10 protein-coding genes and 1 pseudogene are annotated in these 14,070 nt (G+C 52.8%); 5 read left to right on the forward strand and 6 right to left on the reverse strand.

Annotation, left to right across the window (positions count from 1 at the left end):
• Positions 1-180: 180 nt before the first annotated feature.
• Positions 181-4,137, forward strand: a complete 3,957-nt coding sequence (locus MRBLPB4O_RS27140; protein WP_341797127.1) for a hypothetical protein — start codon at positions 181-183, stop codon at positions 4,135-4,137.
• A gap of 115 nt (positions 4,138-4,252) precedes the next feature.
• Here the strand turns inward: MRBLPB4O_RS27140 and MRBLPB4O_RS27145 are convergent, their stop codons facing one another.
• The gene (locus tag MRBLPB4O_RS27145) at positions 4,253-4,879 is read right to left on the reverse strand and encodes a hypothetical protein (RefSeq protein ID WP_341797128.1); all 627 of its coding nucleotides are present in this window, start codon (positions 4,877-4,879) and stop codon (positions 4,253-4,255) included.
• Positions 4,880-5,379: 500 nt separating this feature from the next.
• Positions 5,380-5,655 carry a helix-turn-helix transcriptional regulator gene (locus MRBLPB4O_RS27150; protein ID WP_341797129.1) on the reverse strand — a complete coding sequence of 92 codons (276 nt, stop codon included), beginning with the start codon at positions 5,653-5,655 and terminating at the stop codon, positions 5,380-5,382.
• A 117-nt stretch (positions 5,656-5,772) separates the two neighbouring features.
• Here MRBLPB4O_RS27150 and MRBLPB4O_RS27155 point away from each other — a divergent pair, with 117 nt between their 5' ends.
• Both MRBLPB4O_RS27155 and MRBLPB4O_RS27160 read left to right on the forward strand, forming a co-directional pair.
• On the forward strand, positions 5,773-6,252 hold the full coding sequence (locus MRBLPB4O_RS27155; protein WP_341797130.1) for a hypothetical protein: 480 nt from the start codon (positions 5,773-5,775) through the stop codon (positions 6,250-6,252).
• Between the two features lie 153 nt (positions 6,253-6,405).
• Positions 6,406-6,801, forward strand: a complete 396-nt coding sequence (locus MRBLPB4O_RS27160) for an antitoxin Xre-like helix-turn-helix domain-containing protein (RefSeq protein WP_341797131.1) — start codon at positions 6,406-6,408, stop codon at positions 6,799-6,801.
• A 102-nt stretch (positions 6,802-6,903) separates the two neighbouring features.
• Here the strand turns inward: MRBLPB4O_RS27160 and MRBLPB4O_RS27165 are convergent, their stop codons facing one another.
• From MRBLPB4O_RS27165 to MRBLPB4O_RS27180, 4 genes and pseudogenes are all read right to left on the reverse strand, one after another.
• Entirely contained in the window at positions 6,904-8,370 is a 1,467-nt protein-coding gene (locus MRBLPB4O_RS27165) for a hypothetical protein (protein WP_341797132.1), read from the reverse strand.
• A gap of 4 nt (positions 8,371-8,374) precedes the next feature.
• Positions 8,375-10,642: a hypothetical protein gene (locus MRBLPB4O_RS27170; protein ID WP_341797133.1), complete on the reverse strand. Its 2,268-nt coding sequence runs from the start codon at positions 10,640-10,642 to the stop codon at positions 8,375-8,377.
• The gene (locus MRBLPB4O_RS27175) at positions 10,639-11,328 is read right to left on the reverse strand and encodes a winged helix-turn-helix domain-containing protein (protein WP_341797134.1); all 690 of its coding nucleotides are present in this window, start codon (positions 11,326-11,328) and stop codon (positions 10,639-10,641) included. The genes MRBLPB4O_RS27170 and MRBLPB4O_RS27175 overlap by 4 nt, the downstream gene beginning before the upstream one ends.
• A gap of 337 nt (positions 11,329-11,665) precedes the next feature.
• Positions 11,666-12,250, reverse strand: a pseudogene (locus MRBLPB4O_RS27180) (JAB domain-containing protein); the annotation flags it as partial.
• Positions 12,251-12,378: 128 nt separating this feature from the next.
• Between MRBLPB4O_RS27180 and coaBC the strand changes: the two are divergent.
• Both coaBC and dut read left to right on the forward strand, forming a co-directional pair.
• Entirely contained in the window at positions 12,379-13,590 is a 1,212-nt protein-coding gene (gene coaBC, locus MRBLPB4O_RS27185) for a bifunctional phosphopantothenoylcysteine decarboxylase/phosphopantothenate--cysteine ligase CoaBC (RefSeq protein WP_016489816.1), read from the forward strand.
• 5 nt (positions 13,591-13,595) lie between these two features.
• Positions 13,596-14,051, forward strand: a complete 456-nt coding sequence (dut, locus tag MRBLPB4O_RS27190) for a dUTP diphosphatase (RefSeq protein ID WP_341797135.1) — start codon at positions 13,596-13,598, stop codon at positions 14,049-14,051.
• Positions 14,052-14,070: the final 19 nt, after the last annotated feature.

Genomic DNA, 14,070 nt, shown 5'->3' on the forward strand with positions numbered 1-14,070 from the left:
GAAATCAAAACCTCACCAATGAGAGCGGATAAATGTAAGCGTCGGGTGAAATCATCTTCAAATTTCCAGCTTGAACGGCGCCACCTGCAATCGAGGCGGAAAGGTACTTTTGGTGCTTTCAACCCCAAATATCAGCGGGATAGAATCAGGCTTGGGCTCCAGAGGAGGCGTCGGCAAGACATGAGCGAATGCGCAAATTTGATGGTTCACGAGATTGTCGAACGGACGCTTTGGTACGAAACTCAAAACGGCCGAGCCACGCTGTCTGAATGCGAGCTGCATCAACGGACCGAGCCTCTACTCATTCTCGGGGAAGCGGGAATGGGAAAAACACATCTGCTTCGGTTGCTTGCAAACGCTCCCGGCTATACATACTGCACCGCTCGCCAGCTTATCAATCGCCCTGACCCGCGAACACTGCTCGGCGACGCCAAGACTCTGGTGATTGACGCACTTGATGAAGTAAACGCCCAAAAAGAGGGTGATGCGGTGGACCTCGTGCTACGCCAGCTCGGAAGACTTGGTTACCCGCACTTCGTCCTATCGTGCCGTGTCGCGGACTGGCGTAGCGCCACAGGGATAGAGGCTATTCGTGAGCAGTATCCTGAGGAGCCGCTTGAGCTGCATCTAAAGCCCTTTGATGATGATGACGCTACAGACTTTCTGAGCGTCTCCCTTGGAGCAGAGACTGCTAGGAGGGTGATCGAGCATTTCAACGCGCGCGGGCTCAACGGACTACTTGGCAATCCGCAGACCCTCGAACTCATCTCCAGTGTCGCCGGATCGCAAAATCTGCCGGATACACCTCGCGAGCTCTTCAGCCGAGCAGTTGAAGTGTTGCGGGTCGAGCACCGAGATGCGAAGGCTCACATCCAGCTCGCACGAGAAACTGGTCTGGACGCCTCAGGAGCTGCCTTTGCTGGTTTGATCCTAACTGGCAGCGAAGCCATCGTTCGAACATCCGCAGCCAACCCCGCTGAAGGCGAGTTGCAGCTCGCGGACATTTCTCGCCTTCCTGACGGAGAATTCATAGGAGGAATGCTTGGCACACGGTTATTCAAAGCCGAAGGTGCAGATCGCTTCGGCTATGTGCATCGTCGTGTCGGCGAGTATCTTGGGGCTCGATGGCTTGTGAAACAGGCTGACACCCCGCAAAAACGCAGGCGCCTGCTTTCAATGTTTCACAGTCATGGACTAGTGCCGGCAAGCCTACGTGGCATTCATGCGTGGCTGGCTCATGAGCCAGCCCTCGCTCAGGCGGTAATCGCCAATGATCCCATGGGCGTGATTGAATATGGGGATGCAGACGATCTCACCGTCGAACAGGCTCGGTCGCTACTTGGCGCACTAGAGGTACTGGCTGCCGACAATCCTCGTTTCCGAGCTTGGCGTCCCTATTCTTTGCGGGGAATCACACACCCTGAGCTCATCGGAGACATTCGGCGGCTGATCACAGCCCCGGGCACGCCGTTTGCCCTATGCCTTCTGGTGCTCGAAGCAGTAAAAGGGCAGACAATTGCTTCACAGCTAACAGATGATTTGCGGAGGATAATTCTCGACCCACATATCGTTTTCGCGATCCGGAGTGCCGCAGGCGAGGCTCTTGCCAAAACAGATGGTGAAGACGATTGGTCGACCATACTGCACGCGCTACACGGCTATGAAGATGAGCTCTCGACTCGACTGGCCATCGAGCTGACTGATGAGATTGGTTACGAGCGGGTAGACGACAGACTTATCGTTGACCTGGTGGTCGCTCATGCCCTAAATGACAGCAATACGATTGGAGTATTGCTAGGCCTAAAAAGGCGGCTCCCTGACTCTAGGATTGATGGGATACTTGACCGCTTAGCCATAGTAGTACAAACACTTGGCAAACGGTACGACCGTCCCGGAAACGACGTCCTAACTGATTTTGCATATCACCTGATCGCACGTCGCGTAGAAATCGGTGGTGTAACCGCCGAAAAGCTCTGGTTTTGGCTAGAACCTTTTGATGCTAGCGTCGGATATCAACGCGAATCTCGCCACCAGCTAGAGACCCTCATCCGCGGCGAAGATAGTTTACGCCAATCCGTGCAGCGATATGTCTTACTCGAACGACCCAGTCATCACAATCCTTCGCAATTAGCCTGGAGGTTGAGTGAGCGGTCATCCGCTTTTGCGCCGACCGCCGCTGATGTGATTGCATTACTGGAGAGGCTGGATCACACAGACCACAATGATGAACGCTGGCGCCACTTGGTTCAGCTCACGCAACATGACGTAAGTAACGGCTCTGAGGTTCGTGCAGCCGCCAGACGCTTCGCTGTGCACTCCGCTGATCTATTGGAGTGGATTGAAAGTCTTGGGGCTCCGGTTTTGCCAGAATGGAAGATCAGGCAAGCTGAAAGGACGCGCGTTCGCCAATCAAAGCAAACAGCTGCGCATGCAGAACAGCGAAGGGAGTATGCGATTCATCTCGATGAAATGCGCTTAGGCGATTACGGCACGGTCATCGCCCCTGCCAAAGCCTATCTCAAACTGTTTGATGACATCGGGAAAGATGTGCCAGCACACAAGCGCGTTTCTCAATGGCTTGGAGACGATATCGGCGAGGTGGCGCATGTAGGGTTCGAAGCCTTCATGATACTCGATCCAGTCAATCCCACGGCGCACGACATTGCGGCAAGCCTTGCACAAGGTCGGTACTATGAAGCTGCTTACATTATCGTCGCCGCACTCGCCGAACGTTTTCGGAAAGGTATAGGGTTCGATGACCTTTCTGATGAGCGACTTATGGCAGGACTGTTCGAAATGCGCCGCTCCCATATCGACGATCAAGCAGGAATTGCTGGCTTGAGGGATGCGATCGCGACCGCCATTCAGATTCGTGGCATTTGGGGCGCTGCAATGCGGATTTACCATGAGCCTCAGCTAGAAGCTAGGTGTACATCAGTAGATGGCCTTCATTCACTTATGCGAGACGAGCGTCATGCCGAGCTTGCTGCCGAGCTTGCTACGGAATGGTTAGATCGCTTCCTAGACATGCCGATCGGACCTGAAAAAGAATTGATTGATCGACTTATTCGTTCAGGACGATTCGAGGCATTACGCCGTGCAATTGCACGTCGCTTAGGTCTGACCGATCCTGAGAGAAGGCGCACCTGGGATGCGATTGGCCTTGTCGTGGATTATGAGCCGACTGTAGCGCGGCTCAATACTTCTTTGATTGATCCCGAACTACTCTGGCATCTAAGGGCTTGCACAGGTGGCCACTTCGGCGAACCAGTCATTGATCTTAGTCCCATGCAGCTTGAATGGATTATCGCTTCGTTACGCCAGCTCTGGCCGAAGGCGGACCGTCCAATTGGTACCACCTCTAGCAATAGAAATCCTTGGGACGCTAGCAACTATTTGACGCATCTCATTCATCGCTTAGGTAATGACACCTGCGAAGATGCGGTCGCTGCGTTGGCACGTTTGAGGAGTGGTCCACCCGACGGCTACACGGAGACGATCAAGATTGTTATAGCTGAGCAATCACGCATCCGCGTCGAATCGGTCTATGTGCCTCCTTCACTCGAGGCGATAAATGCGATTGCTCGTAATCATCTCCCAGTGACCGCAGCCGATCTGCAGGCGTTGGTACTCGAAGAGCTCTTGATCGCGCAAGCGAAGGTCAAGAGCGACGATGCTGAATCGTGGCGCGGCTTCTATGACGACGATGGTGTACCTTACGCGGAGGAGCGCTGTCGTGATCACTTGCTGGGGCTGCTTCGCCAAGGATCGAAAGCTATAACGTACGATCCTGAGGCCCACGTTGCTGCAGACAAGGAAGTCGATATCGCTTGCTCAGCGGGTAATCTGCGAGTGCCCATCGAAGTGAAGGGGCAGTGGCACTCTGAACTCTGGAGGGGTGCTGACAAGCAGCTAGAAGCGCTTTATACACGAGATTGGCGGGCAGACGAACGCGGTATCTATCTAGTGCTCTGGTTTGGCGATCAAAAAACACCTAATAAGCGTCTTAAAAAGCCTGGGAAAGGCATGCTCATACCTCAAACGGCAGATGAACTTAAGGAACTGCTTGTTACCGAAAGTAAGTCAGCACAGAAGGGAGGTGTTATGGTCTTCATACTTGATGTAGCGCGGCACTAACTTAGAGAGTTTTTAAAATAATAGCTAACCTGGCGAACAAGTGCTCGCCAGCCGCTCACAAATATTCTGAGGCTATCTAATCCAGTCGCCGTTCCCAATAAACGTTTGGCCTGATTTACTGTCTGTCTAGAGGGAAGATTGAGATGATGGCCCGTAAGCACTCAGGCGCGGTGTCAGACCAGACCTGCTCCTGCATATCCGCCAGAGCGCGCTGCGTTGAAATAGGCCTAAGCGCACGCGTCTTTAGATCGTAAGCGTAAACATGAAGGTCTAGTTCTATCGCACGAGACATCTGTCGGAACCAATAAAATTTTCCGTCACCCGTGACCGCTTCGTCCGTCAAGAAAAGGTTGTAGTCATGAACGATATATTTGAAAAGCACTGTTTGCGAAATTTCGCTTAGCACTGGTGAATGACGCACGCTCGTCGATCGCCAGAGCTTATATTGCGCAACAAGTCGGCTACCAGCTTCGGGGATCTGCAGTAGCGTGAACCTCGCATAATAGGCCACTGAAAATTCGGCGTCGTCCACTAAAGCAATCTCGAACCCATGTCCACAGGACGCAACCAGCCGATGGTCGACGCGGATCAAGCGGTAATCAGGCTCGATTAGGCACCCGGCCTTCTCACTGATATTGCTGCCCCCAACAGCCTCAGTAAGAGCTGTGTACAAAGCAGAATTGTCTGCAGTCCGCGTGAATTGCTCCGGAGGTTCAGAACGTTCTTGGGTAGCTAAAGGCATGGCAGTTGCCTCGTTGAGGATGAATCCGGTTCGCGGTGGCTATCAACATAAATGATGCACATAGATAGAGCAATCGCTCATGACGACAGCAGCACGCTAGTGGCTCCGATCGGTGCGTCGGGCAGCTCTCTTACGGGCATGCTTAGTAATTTTGAAGTTTCCAAACTTTAGTGCAGAAAGTCGAGGGCTTTGACACAGCTTCTCAGGTTCATAGATTCGAATTTCTCCATCCACATAGCCATCATTACTGAAGCCGTGAAGCCAGTCCGATATCGCTCGGATGGCCATGCTCATGCTCGTCTCTGATGTCACCCGGTGTGCTGATGTAGCAGGCGAATGAACTCACATGACCTCCGTCGTCGACTAATGCGAACCCAGGGTCAAAGAGTTCCATGATGGAACTTTTTTACGAAGGGTAGATTCACGACCTTTCTAGCATGCGCCGAGGAGCCAGGGCTTGCTCGTTGGCGCGTCGTTGTGAGCGCAATGAGGCGAAAGCATCATGATATTCCAAGGTCTCGCTTGATCTGGGTGAAGATCACCTCGATGTCATCCTCCTCATCGACGAGAAGAAAGGCTTCAGTCAGCAGGCTCAATGGATGCACCTCCATTCTGGCAGCAATCTCCACCAGCTTATCCAGGGTAGGGCTTTTGATGCCCCGCTCCAGGGTGCTCATGTAGGTTCGGCTACTCACATCGGCAAAATCTTCTTGGGTGAGGCCGCGCACTGCTCTGGTCTTTCGTAGCGCCTGGCCAAAGGCTTGCTTAAGCTCCATTTGCGTTCAATCCACAAAAGGAATTATGAAGCCTCTTTGAATCCTATAGAGCTACAATCTATAGTGTTCATTTTGACCGCGAGGTGACCAATGCCGAGTCTGCGAGTGGATGTCGAGATGTTCCGCGAACAAGTGAGATTCGATGATTCGTCGACATTTCTCGTTGTTTGCGTTCTGGACCTCAGCGCCCAGGAAGATGTCATTGAAGTAAAAATATGCCCCACAGGGCAGGCCGCTCTCGACCTATTGAACAGGCTTGATAGGCCAAATGCTACGACGGCTGTAGTTGGTGTACAGATTGCCTTGCCTCCTCAGTTGACGATGAAGGGGGCGTGGGCTGTGGAACCCATCTTAGACTTCATGAGAATGACAACAAAGACGGCTAATGGAGCATGCGACATGTATGCTTACCATGTCGCATCGGACCGCTTCTTCACAGATAACCAAGAGATTGCACGCAGCAGCATCAAAACCAGGCGAAGCATTTACCAAGCATCCAACGCTGATACCACTGTAGACCCAGAACTGGAAGCTTTTCAGGCTTGGATAGCACAATTGCTTGGTAAGTTGATAAATGAGTCCTCCACGGAAACCTGAGAGGAGCGGTCGGTGTGTCTATAGTGAGTTAAGATACCGCTGCGTTGGCACAGATGAGACCTGATCTGCAGCAGATGTGATTAGTGCTTGCCTATAGCGGCTTCAACATTAGGGGGTCGCTTGAAAAGTTAGCGCGTATTTGGAGAGAGGTGTATGGTGTTAAGCAAAAATCTTTCTAAAGACCAATGCTTAGTCGGTCTACGGGTAGCGCTTCGAATAATCGCGAAATGGGAAGCGTCACCTCAACAAGCATGTAGGATTCTTCGGATTTCCCAGTCAACTTTTCGTCGGGTCAAACAAGGCAGGAATGCAGGTAGCAGACTTGATTTAGATCAGCAGGAGCGTATCGGTCTGGTCATTGGCATTCATGCATCGCTGCGGACAGTTTTTAGTGACCAATCAAACGCGCACTGCTTCCCCGGTCTAAAGAATGACAATGCTTTCTTTGGTGGACGATCGCCGCTAGAAGTCATATCCCAAGGCGACATCATCTCGATCTACGAGACATTCAAACGTATCCAACAGTTGGAGCGAATAGGTCAATCATGATGAATACGCAGGATAGGGGCCCAGAATGCTCTGCGCATACGTTTATCGACCTGGATAACCCCCCCCATCCTGCCAGTCTCGCAAAAGGATATGCAAGAGAGATTAATGCACTATGGTGGTGCCTGACTCTTTCTGCACTGTAGGCTTGTACGCAACCGCAGTCTTCCCCCAAGTAGAACGCCACTCAACAAGTCCGTAACCATGGGGGCTTGATTTCACAAATGCCGGTTCGCAGACGCGTCCCTCGTCCTCTTCTAATCCTACTCTGGGCCCAACAGCCAGCCCGCATGGCTGTTCATCCTTTTTCAATTTTTCGACCATCGACAAGCTGCTAGCAATCAGAAATCTTGCTTGTGATATTGCACTCAGTTCATAAGCGCGCTGATGAGCCCACCGCTCTGTACCCGTTCCCCAGTCCATAATTGGCACAAACACCCAGTCAGGCTGATAATTTCTTAAGATGTCTGAGGCTAACGGGTAAGACTGAATATCTTGGCAGATTAAAATGACGCAGCGACCTAAGCTATCGATGTCTGCTACGACAACTTCGGTCCCCGCATGGTTTTTCTCCATGAGCCTACCTGTCGGGCCGGGAGTAAGATTGAGGTCTTTCGCCCGAGCGGCGTCTAAGCCTGCCTGCCATATTTTCTTTTGTCGCCAAAGTTCGACACCCACGCCGTTCAGCACTCTAGCTTCATTCCAGGGCAGGTCATCTTGTGTTTCGACGGAGTTCCCTGAGCCGGCCATTAAGAGCCTAGTCCGGATATGCTTTGCAGAAAGCAAAAGTCCCAGCCTGTCCGCAGCTGCGGCGTCCACCACCAATTCTCCTGACATGACGATATCAGCAAAACCGACCTCATCAAGGACGCCGTCAATCACTGCCGCTGCATCTACACTCTCATGAAGACTAAAGTCTATATATGAACAATTATCTGATTCAGTCTGAGTAATGACCAAATGCTCATCTAACTGCGCGACGGGTATAAAGGCGACCTTTTCGGACCCTGTTGAGCTCGGTGAGAGGCCTGCCCCCTGACTCAAAGACCTATCTATTACCCTGGGGCAAACCTGTATAGGTCTATTATCGATGGACATTTCTTTCACTACAACTGAGAGAAATGCAAACTGGTCTAATAATGAATAACCACTAGAAGCAAACTCTTCACGAGCAGACCTTAGCAGCGGCCCTCGAGGGACGAGCTGATGTGATTGCGTATAGCAATATGCTCCGCTTTCATTCCTGGAGTAAGTAAGCTTTCTTAACCAATGATTAAGCGGCAGCTTTGTAATCAAGCTAGCGCGACTCTGGGTGCGAGGGTGTATAATCTCAAAAAAACTATCTATCGCCCTGAGAATGAAAAAAATTCTACCATTTTGAATTCTCGGATTTTCTCCTTTCTGTAAATCCAGAAGGGCTTGATATGACACAGACCCGTCAGTCAGATGGAGGCTTTCTTGGACTGAAACTTCAAACTCTGCACACGGAGTTACAAAATTTTGTACATCAGGACCACTCCACTTACGAGCGTGGTTCCAATTTTCAATGAACAAGTCAGCGGGCGATAACATTTAATTACTCGTCCTCTTCGGCGGGCCGACCCAGATGTGTATTCCGCATAAACAGTCGATTTTCGAGATCGCTTGCATGGGTTTCAACATGCACACCGACTCGATCAAAGAGCCCTGTCAAAAGGTCGAATTCGTTCTCCAACGCGTTCCAAGTTTTATCACTCATTGTGCGGCGACGGCGAATCAAGCCCTTTCGAACGTTCGATGCCGCGTCGGAAAATGATGAGCAAATTGGATAAGAACGAGCCCTATCCTGATGCCTGCTTATGATAACCACAAGTTCCCGAACAATCTTAAAGAATTCTAAGGCCTGCTCAGGGTATCGACCATAATAATTCCCCAGCAGCAGACTTACCTTATTATCAGTACTGAATAGCGCCTCGCAAAATTGCACTGCCAACGAATCACAAGAGCTTTGCACAACAAAGCTGCCAAGCGATGTAAACCGTATAACCAGATGTTGTGATGTCCACGAATTCGAGGCAGCAGCCACGGCATGTTCGGCTGCTTCGCGAACACTCATATAAGCTCTAGGGAACTCGGTCAGTCGTATATGAATGTAGAATTTCATTCTAGATAGCATCGCCGACTCATTTGCTACCGAAGAGCGAGAAATAACATTCAATGCGTTTAATAGCTCACTACGCCCAGATTGGTAGGAGTCCTTCTGAATTTCAATTTCTGCTCTAAGGCGGTGTACATCCGCATCAGCAGCGATCGCTTCAGCCAATTGATCCTGAGCAAGCTTGAAGCTAGCCAAATCCTTTCTAAGTGTAATGATCTCCCCAATCGTCCGCTTTAGAGGATCAATATTTTTTGCATCGACGTACACCCATGCAGCTTTCCTTCTGAACTCAATTCTTCTTAGTTTAAGATTAATCGTAGATGAGTCAGTCAGGAAAATATCAAGCTCCTCCAAAAGAGCTAATTGCGACTCGTGCTCTAAGCCATAACCGTAGTAATCTACCATTTCCGCAAGCTTATCAACAAGCAATAAACTCCACGCATCTGGATCGACAAAGGCAAGCGCCCTGAGTAGATCGACCGCTGACATTTTTATCGAAATGATTTCGGTCAAATCACCTAGATTGTCAGCCAAGCCGTCGCATGCTTTAAAAAGAGCTTTTACATAGTCAGAATCAATGTATTCTTCGTTTACTACTGATTCAAGTGCACTTTGCATCAATTGCTGGAGATCGGTAACTGCGGACTCTGGATCACGGGACTGCAAATTATCAAGGTACTCTTCAGTCGCGTGACGCGGCAGCAATCTCCGCCTGACTAACTCTAGAGTCTTTGAGTTCAAAACCGGAATAGGCAGCTCTTTTCCCACAAGCTGGCTAGCCAATTGAACATAATTTAATGTCAACTGGTCAAATTTTGGATCTGACGCTATAAATGGCGCCAACGTTTCGTATGAGGGAAATTTGCCCACTGCGGGTATAGCTAGATTTTTGAAGTCTTCATGTACGGCCGCGCTTGAAAAACCGCCTACCCTCACGAGCTCGCTTATGGCCCTAGCTTTAGCATCGCTCACTTCAGAGGAGTCGCCCGCGCCACCACTCACGCGCATGGGGACCGCGCGAATAGTAATTTCTTCGTTACGCCGCTCTCTTATTGCTGATGCCACCCGCGCCACACCGTCGATGTTTTGGCGGTTTAGAACGAAGCATAGAGCAACCTCATCCGGCATTTGCATGGTGCATATACCAGCAACATCAGCAAAACCAGTTCGACTGTCTACAAGTATCAAATCGTAGTTAGTTTTCGCCCAAATTTTGAGTTGCTCAAGCAGAGCGCCACCAGCATACCTCTCGAAGAAGTCCCCCCAAGAGAATCTGGAAAGCGCGTCTTCATAAAGCAGTTCATCTTTTCCGACCTTCAGCGCACCAGCACTAAAATAATCTAATGTTAGTTTTTTGCCGAATAATCCAGGCTCTACTAATTGCCTTACACACGAGGCAAAAATTTGACCTGATTCAGCTTTGCTAAATAGATTCTGCACGTCTTCGTCGCTTTCGGCTTGCTCCGCCTCTGCACTCCAGTCCCAAAAAATATCCAACAGACCGGGAGTGTCTTTTAGTGACTTTGCTTCCGCCGCGTCATGAAGCCCGCGAAAATAGTAAGCTAAACCAGGCGCCTCCATATCCCAGTCCATTACCAAAACTCGGAGCCCATCTAGTGCTGACAAGAAAGCGACGTTCGCAAGACTCATCGTACGGCCAGCCCCACCCTTATAAGAGTAGAACGTAACTATTTTTGGATTCATCATGCATACGCCTTCTGCGAGCGACTGAATCCAGGCTGATGCTGCATATAATTAGAAGCAGACAGCTTTTTGTTTTCCAACGCCTGATTGGCAGCAGCCTTAGTCTTATGGCGTTGCTCCACCTCAAATTCTTGAATCGTACCAAGATCACTGAGTGACTGCTTAGCTGAGGCGGTAATTGAATTCATTACAGCAGTGCCCACTTTCTTAGAATATACAACACCCAACTCTCTGAGGCGTTTGAGCTTTCTGCTCACGGTTTCCTCGGCTTGCCCCACTGTGATAGAGAGTTCCTTGTTTGTTTTAGGGGACTCCCACAGCGCTTTCAAATAAGCCAAATTGGCTCGCTCAGCCAGAGCATCAGTGAATTCTGAACTCACTCGTCTATCTAGCGATTGGGCAGCCAAAAGCTGAGCCAGATCGAGCTGACCCATTCTGTAAACTTCTTTAAGCAATAAATCAGCAGCGCCATTTGCGAGAATCACCTTCTTTGCTTCCTCTGAGCACTGTGTCAGAGCTACTTGGAAGGTCTCGCTAATAGCGTCATGGATTTCACCAGCTTTTTGGTTCGAAGCGCTTATCAGAGCCTCCTCCAACCAATCGGCAAGAATTGCCCCGGTTTGTCGGCTAAGGCCCAAAGCCTCTTTTGGATTGTGCAGCAGTTCCATAAGAACTTTACCGGCCGTCATAGCGCATTCCTCCTGGTCTAGAGCCACTATAGGCAGAAATCAACTATGGATCAACGATGCGCCCCTCGGTTAGCGGCCCTTTCATCTGAAGCTTAGTTTTTTGCGCCAAAAATAGTCAGAAATCCCGCACAAGGCATAGAAATGGCCAAATTATTGACGCACATTCATTGATTGCAAGATGATTTATTGATGACTTTTTTCAAGCTGCGAGGTTCTACTGGAACTGAGGGCTCAGTGAAATGGCCCCAGCTCGATACCGCCCAATTACCCAGCGTGCGCAGGCTGCGGAGCCCGCTTGGCCAGGGTAATGCAACACTACGAGATGTTACATTTCTTAGCTCATCTCTCTGGAAGCCCCGGATAGCAATGCCCGGCAGGGTTGCAACATTTTCCTTGACATATAACCCTTGAGGATCAGCGCCGCCGCGTTGTGCAGCAGTGCCCGGCGCACTACCTCCCGTGGGTAGACACTGGCCCGGTCTATCGTGCCCCTGAACAGGATCTCAAACGCCAATGGGCGGTGCTTGGTATCCAGAAACAGGCAACCGAACACCTCACTGATCTCATGGCGCAACATGGCCTTGAGATAGCGCCGCACCGCCGCTGGGCCCTCTAGCGCCGGTGCGCGCTCGAGGTTCTCATCCAGATAACGCCGGCCAATCTCCAACAGCGCCTGTAACTGTGCGTACTTCACGGTGCCAATGCCCGGCTCGCGCAGCACCGCTTCGCGTTCGGCCTCAAGAAACTGCCTAAGCCCGCCAAAACGCACCAGCAGCCCTCGCGCAAGGTCCAGCACATTGCGCCCGGCAACCCCCGAGCCCAGCAATACGGCGAGCAACTCTGCATCCGAGAGCGCAGCAGCCCCGCGCAGCAGCAACTTCTCCCGCGGCCGTTCTTGCGCCGGCCATTCCCTGATATTCATCCCCGCCCCCTGCCCTTGCTGCGGCCCATTTCGACCCTGTGTTAATCTATTTCGCCTCGTACATGCGACGTACTGCCGCAGGCAATATCAAACGTCGCCGCCCGCTCTCACTGGAAAAAGGCAAGCCTATGCAGCGGCTGTATCGCAAGCGCATCGTTCTCGGCGTAGGTGGCGGCATTGCCGCCTACAAAAGCGCCGAGCTGATTCGCCGTCTCCTGGAGCACGGCGCGCAGGTGCGCGTCGTCATGACCCGTGGTGGTGCCGAGTTCATCACCCCGCTGACCCTGCAGGCGCTGTCGGGCCACCCGGTGCACATGGACCTGCTCGACCCTGCCGCCGAAGCGGCCATGGGCCATATCGAACTGGCCAAGTGGGCCGACCTGGTGCTGATCGCCCCGGCCACGGCCGACCTCATGGCGCGCATGGCCCAAGGCATGGCCGACGACCTGCTGACCACCCTGGTGCTGGCCACCGACGCCACTGTCGCCGTGGCCCCGGCCATGAACCAGGCCATGTGGCGCGACCCGGCCACCCAGGCCAACCTCGAGCTGCTCAAGAGCCGTGGCATCCAGGTATTCGGCCCGGCATCCGGCAGCCAGGCCTGTGGCGACGTGGGCCTGGGGCGCATGCTCGAAGCCACCGACCTGGCCTGGTGCGCCGCAGAAAGCTTCAAGCGCCAGGCACTGACCGGCAAGCACGTGCTGATCACCGCCGGCCCGACCCAGGAAAACATCGACCCGGTGCGCTACATCACCAATCATAGCTCCGGCAAGATGGGCTTCGCCCTGGCCGAAGCGGCCGCCGAAGCCGGGGCTCGGGTCACCCTCGTCACCGGCCCTGTGCACCTGCCAACCCCCGACCGGGTCAGCCGCATCGACGTGGTCAGCGCGCGGGACATGCTCGCGGCCTGTGAAGCGGCCATGCCGTGCGACCTGTTCATCGCTTCGGCGGCGGTCGCGGACTACCGCCCGGAAGTCGTTGCCACGCAAAAGCTGAAGAAAGATCCTACGACCGGCGACGGCATGCTGCTGCAGATGGTGCGCAATCCCGATATCCTTGCCACCATTGCTGGCCGCAGCGACCGCCCGTTCAGCGTCGGCTTCGCCGCCGAAACCGAACACCTGCTCGATTACGCCACGCGCAAGCTCAAGGACAAGAACCTCGACCTGATCGTCGCCAATGATGTGGCCAACCCCAGCATCGGCTTCAACAGCGAAGAAAACGCCTTGACCGTGATCGACCGCCAGCAGCACCAGACCCTCTTCGCGCAGACCAGCAAGGGCAAGATCGCCCGCCAACTGGTCGCCTTCATCGCCGATCGGCTCAACCAGGTTCAATAAGTTAGATGCACGCTCTTCAAGCCAAGATCCTCGACCCACGCCTGGGCAGCGAATTCCCGCTGCCGACCTACGCCACCCCCGGCTCCGCCGGCCTGGACCTGCGCGCCCTGCTCAAGGAGGACACCGTCCTCGAGCCCGGCCAGACCCTGCTGATTCCTACCGGCCTGTCGATCTACATTGGCGACCCGGGCCTGGCAGCGATGATCCTGCCGCGCTCGGGCCTGGGCCATAAGCACGGCATCGTGCTGGGCAACCTGGTCGGCCTGATCGACTCGGACTACCAAGGCGAGCTGATGGTGTCGTGCTGGAACCGTGGCAACACGCCGTTCACCATCGCGGTTGGCGAACGTATCGCCCAGTTGGTGCTGGTCCCGGTGGTACAGGCCCACTTCGACATCGTCGAAGCGTTCGATGAAAGCCAGCGTGGCGCTGGCGGCTTCGGTCACTCCGGCAGCCACTGAGCCGGCAAATGACCGTTCA

This window comes from Pseudomonas sp. LPB4.O (assembly GCF_038383825.1).
In the GTDB taxonomy this organism is placed as follows: domain Bacteria; phylum Pseudomonadota; class Gammaproteobacteria; order Pseudomonadales; family Pseudomonadaceae; genus Aquipseudomonas; species Aquipseudomonas putida.

Coding starts and splice junctions, on each gene's coding strand:
- MRBLPB4O_RS27150 (WP_341797129.1), bottom strand. CDS start 5,655: ATGGAGCTTAAGCAAGCCTTTGGCCAGGCGCTACGAAAGACCAGAGCA.
- dut (WP_341797135.1), top strand. CDS start 13,596: ATGCACGCTCTTCAAGCCAAGATCCTCGACCCACGCCTGGGCAGCGAA.
- MRBLPB4O_RS27170 (WP_341797133.1), bottom strand. CDS start 10,642: ATGATGAATCCAAAAATAGTTACGTTCTACTCTTATAAGGGTGGGGCT.
- MRBLPB4O_RS27160 (WP_341797131.1), top strand. CDS start 6,406: ATGGTGTTAAGCAAAAATCTTTCTAAAGACCAATGCTTAGTCGGTCTA.
- MRBLPB4O_RS27140 (WP_341797127.1), top strand. CDS start 181: ATGAGCGAATGCGCAAATTTGATGGTTCACGAGATTGTCGAACGGACG.
- coaBC (WP_016489816.1), top strand. CDS start 12,379: ATGCAGCGGCTGTATCGCAAGCGCATCGTTCTCGGCGTAGGTGGCGGC.
- MRBLPB4O_RS27165 (WP_341797132.1), bottom strand. CDS start 8,370: ATGTTATCGCCCGCTGACTTGTTCATTGAAAATTGGAACCACGCTCGT.
- MRBLPB4O_RS27175 (WP_341797134.1), bottom strand. CDS start 11,328: ATGACGGCCGGTAAAGTTCTTATGGAACTGCTGCACAATCCAAAAGAG.
- MRBLPB4O_RS27145 (WP_341797128.1), bottom strand. CDS start 4,879: ATGCCTTTAGCTACCCAAGAACGTTCTGAACCTCCGGAGCAATTCACG.
- MRBLPB4O_RS27155 (WP_341797130.1), top strand. CDS start 5,773: ATGTTCCGCGAACAAGTGAGATTCGATGATTCGTCGACATTTCTCGTT.